We start from the raw sequence: 4,189 nt of genomic DNA, 5'->3' as shown, positions 1-4,189 counted from the left end.
GTCCGCTCCGCCCAGCCCGCGACCCCGGCGCCCGCGCGGCAGTCCCCGGTGCCGCCGGTCGCCCTGGTCGGCCGGTTCCGCTCGGCCGCCTCGCCCGCCGCCGCCCAGCTCGCCGTCTACCTCGCCGCCGCCCCGCTCTTCCTGCCCGTCATGCAGCTCGTCCAGCGCACGATGCTCCCCGACTCCGGGCCCGCCGAACTGTCGGAGGTGCTGCTCAGCGGCCTGCTCAAGCGGATACCGGGCGACGACGCGCGCGACCACCGCTGGTACGAATTCGCCGACGGCGTACGGGACGTGCTGCTCGGCCCGCTCGGCAGGGACGAGGCGCTGCTGGTGCTCAAGCACTGCTCGGAGTACGTCGAGCAGCGCTTCGGCAAGAGCGGCCCCAACTTCCCGGCGCTGGCTATCACGCAGCTCACCGAGGGGCCGGGGGACCGGCTCGCGGACGCCGCCGTCGCCAGCGCGGCCCGCGCCACCGCGCTCGCCGAGGAGGCGTCGACCGTCGTCGCCGAGTCCCCGCAGCCCTTCGCCGAGGTCGCCGCCCGGGTGCTGGAGCGCTTCATGCCGCTGCCGGGGAACACCGGCCACGACCGGCTGGCGGTGGGAGCCGGGACGGGACAGCCGTCGTCCGCGGTGCAGCGGGCCCGGCAGTTGGTGGCGCGCTTCACCGAGGAGGGCATGGTCCAGAATCTGCTGGACGCCGTGCAGTTGCTGCGCCGCGCGGCGGACGAGGAGCGGGTGCGCGGCTCGGACCCCGACCTGTGGAGCGAGCTGGCGCAGAATCTGATCACGCTGTGGCGGCTGCGCGGCGGGGCCGCGCTGCTGCGCGAGGCCCAGGACGCGGCGGCGACGGCCGCGGCGCACCCGGGCTCGGTACCGGCCCGCGCGGTGCGCGCCCGCGTGTTCCAGGCCGCCGCGGACGAGCGGGCGGCGAACGGGGACACGCGGGGCGCTTTGGAGCTTCTGCGGCGCGCGGACCGGGAGTTCAGCGCGGTCTGCGCCGCCCCCGGACTCGACCCGCAGGACGTGCTCGGCGCCACCCTGGAGCGGGTCAGGGTGCTGGAGGACCAGTGGCAGCTCAGCGGCGACGCCGGGCTGCTCCAGGAGACCGTGGGGATGCTGGAGGCGTTCGCGGACTCCTGGCCGCTGTCCGACGCCCGCCCCAGTGCGCTGTCGCTCGCCCACGGCCGCGCCCTGCTGCGGCTGGCGGGCACGGCGGGAGAGCGGGAGCGCGAGCAGGTCTACGCCCTCCAGGCCGCCGACTACTTCGCGGCGGGGCTGGACGCGCTGGAACGCGAGGAGGCGGGCCTCGAAGCGCGGACCGCCGCGCTGCTGTCGCTGGTCGACGCCCATCTGCTGGTCGGCGGACGGCTGCCGCAGGCGCAGCGGCTGGTCGACCGGGCGCTGGGTGAGACCCGCGACCGGCTGGCGCGGGCCTCGATCCTGCTGCGTGCGGGCCGGATCAGGGTCGCCCGGCACACCGAGGGCGGCCCGGCCGGTGAACTGGAGGCGGCGGCGGGGCGGTTCGCCGAGGCGTGCCGGCTGACCCCGCGCGACCGCCCCGAGTACAGCGAGATCGTCGCCGAATGGGGCGACGCGCTGCTCGGCCGCTCCGCGCTCCCCGGCGGCGAACTCTTCGTGAACCGGGCCGTGCAGGTCCTGCGGGACTGCCGGATGGAGACCCCGGAGAGCGACCCGCGGCTGTCCGGCAGGCTGCTGATGCTCGGCCGGGCCCTGGTGCTGCGCTACCGGGCAGAACAGGACCTGGTGGACCTGCGCGAGGCCGAGCACGTCCTGGGCCTGGCCGTGCAGCCCGCCGTGGACCCGGCGCAAGTGGCGCGGATCTGGTACGAGTTGGGCGAGTCGCACCGGCTGGGCCACGCGCACACCCAGCGCGGCGAGCGCCTGGACCAGGCGGCCGACGCCTACCGCCGCGCAGCGGAGGCCGCGGGCACGGCGGCCGACCGGTCGGCGGAACCCGGCCCCATGGTGCGGCTGTCGGCGCTGGCGCATCATTGGCGTGGCGTGGTCTACGAATTCGCCCGGCGCCCGCGGGCCGCCGCCGACGCCTACCGGGCCGCGCAGGCCGAATGGCGGCGGCTGCCGGACGACGGAGGGGACGGCGCCGCGGACGAGGAGGCACGGCAGCGGACCGCGGAACGGCTGGCGGCGCTGACACGGACGAACTGAGCCCGGAGCGACCGGTCCCGGTCCGGCCGCCTCGGACCAACCGGCCAGGACCCCGCGCCGATCCGGGCCGCGACAACTGCATCCCCCCACGAGCCACCACGGGACGAGAGCTGAGGCCGACGATGGACGACCGAGCGTACGGCGGGGCCGAGCGGCCCCCGGACGAACCCGCTCACCACGACGAGGCGTTACCCGAACACGCTGTTCACGAAAGGCCAGTTCACGAAAGGGCGGTTGACGGAAGCGCCGTTCGCGAAAGGGCGGTTGACGAAAGAGCGGTCCCTGAGCGGGCCCCTTCCGAACGGGACCTTCCCGAAGCGGTGTCGCCCGAGCACGCACCCGAGTACCGGATTCCGGCGGACGCCGACATCGACCTGCTCGGCCTCGACCTGGAATCGCTGCGCACCGTCGAACACCCGGTGCTGTCCGCCCTGGTGAGCGATCTGCGGGCGCGCGCGGCCGGTCCCGGCGGCGAGGCGCTGTGGGGCTTCGAGAGCGACCCCAGCGCGCCGGAGGCCACCGGCTGACTCCGCCCGGCGCACCGGGCCCCGGCGCGCGCGACCCCGTCCGCGACCCCCGCCCACAACTACCGCCCGCGACCACCGCCCGCGACCCCGCGCGTATGGCGTGATCTCCTGACGGAACGCCGCTTTTGGCCGTGCTCCAGGGCGAATACGGCCAATTCCTTGCCCAGGTGTTTACTTCCGGCCGCCCAGCGGGAACAACCGCTGGGGCCGACGGGGCGGCCTGAGGCACACGGGGGAGGTGATGTGGTGCGTCATCCGGCCGACAACAGGCCGCGGACCGGCGGTACGGCGACCGAAGGGGCCTTCCCCCTGCGGCAGTTCATCCTCAAGACGCACAGCCGCTGCAATCTGGCCTGCACCTACTGCTACCTCTACGCCGGACCCGACCACGGCTGGCGGGACCGCCCCCGCACCGCCCCCGACGCGGTGACCCGGCGCACCGCGGAACGCATCGCGGAACACGCCGTGACCCACCGCCTGCGCGATGTCGCCGTGGTGCTGCACGGCGGCGAACCGCTGCTGGGCGGCGCCGACGCGCTCGCCGCCGACGTCGGACTGATCCGCCGCACCGTCCCCGCCGACTGCGCCGTGCACGCCAGCGTGCAGACCAACGGCACCCTGCTCACCGCCGACCGCCTGCGCGTCCTGCGTGACGCGCGTATACGCGTCGGCGTCAGCCTCGACGGCGGCCTGCCCGCCCACAACGCCGCGCGCGTCGACCACGCGGGCCGCCCGTCCTGGGCCGCCGCCTCCGCCGGGGTGCGGCTGCTCGCCGAGACCGCGCCCGAGGCGTACGGAGGACTGCTCTGCGTCGTCGACCTCGCGCACGACCCGGTCGAGGTGTACGAGTCGCTGCTGGCCTTCCGGCCGCCGCGGATGGACCTGCTGCTGCCGCACGGCAACTGGACCGCGCCGCCGCCGGGACTGCCCGCCTCGGCCGACGACCCCGCGCCGTACGGGAGTTGGCTCTCCGCCGTCTTCGACCGCTGGTGGGACGCGGAGCGGCGGGAGACCAGGATCCGGCTGTTCGAGGAGTGCGTGGCGCTGCTGCTCGGCCTTCGGTCGCCGGTCGAACGGCTCGGGCTCCAGCCCTTCACCGCCGTCGTGATCGAGACCGACGGCAGCATCGAGCAGGTCGACTCGCTCAAGTCCGCGTACGAGGGCGCCGCCGCCACCGGGCTCGACGTCTTCCGCAACAGCTTCGACGACGCGCTCGCCCACCCCGGCGTCGCCGCCCGCCAGGCCGGGCTCGCCGCCCTCGCCGCCACCTGCCGCGCCTGCCCGCTGGTCACCGTCTGCGGCGGCGGCCACTACGTCCACCGCTACCGGGAGGGCTCCGGCTTCCGCAACCCGTCGGTCTACTGCGCCGACATGGCGCTGCTCATCCGCCACATCGCGCGCCGCCTCGCCGAGGCGGCGGCTCCGGCGGCCCCGGCGCCCGCCGCGTCCCGCGTACGGCGGGAGGCGCCGTG

Annotated in this window: 2 protein-coding genes and 1 pseudogene; all 3 read left to right on the top strand. The window is 75.7% G+C overall.

The window, feature by feature from the left end; genetic code table 11:
* Positions 1-2,190, top strand: a pseudogene (locus BGM09_RS27740) (hypothetical protein); the annotation flags it as partial.
* 320 nt (positions 2,191-2,510) lie between these two features.
* Positions 2,511-2,717 carry an FxSxx-COOH cyclophane-containing RiPP peptide gene (fxsA, locus tag BGM09_RS38980; protein WP_188284449.1) on the top strand — a complete coding sequence of 69 codons (207 nt, stop codon included), beginning with the start codon at positions 2,511-2,513 and terminating at the stop codon, positions 2,715-2,717.
* A 246-nt stretch (positions 2,718-2,963) separates the two neighbouring features.
* Positions 2,964-4,189 (top strand): FxsB family cyclophane-forming radical SAM/SPASM peptide maturase (locus BGM09_RS27730; RefSeq protein WP_188284448.1); only part of this gene is annotated, 1,226 nt, incomplete at its 3' end.

It is taken from the genome of Streptomyces sp. CBMA29 (assembly GCF_014596445.1).
Taxonomy (GTDB): Bacteria; Actinomycetota; Actinomycetes; order Streptomycetales; family Streptomycetaceae; genus Actinacidiphila.
Note: the sequence above shows the minus strand (reverse complement) of the source record. Positions and strands in the feature narration are given on the sequence as shown.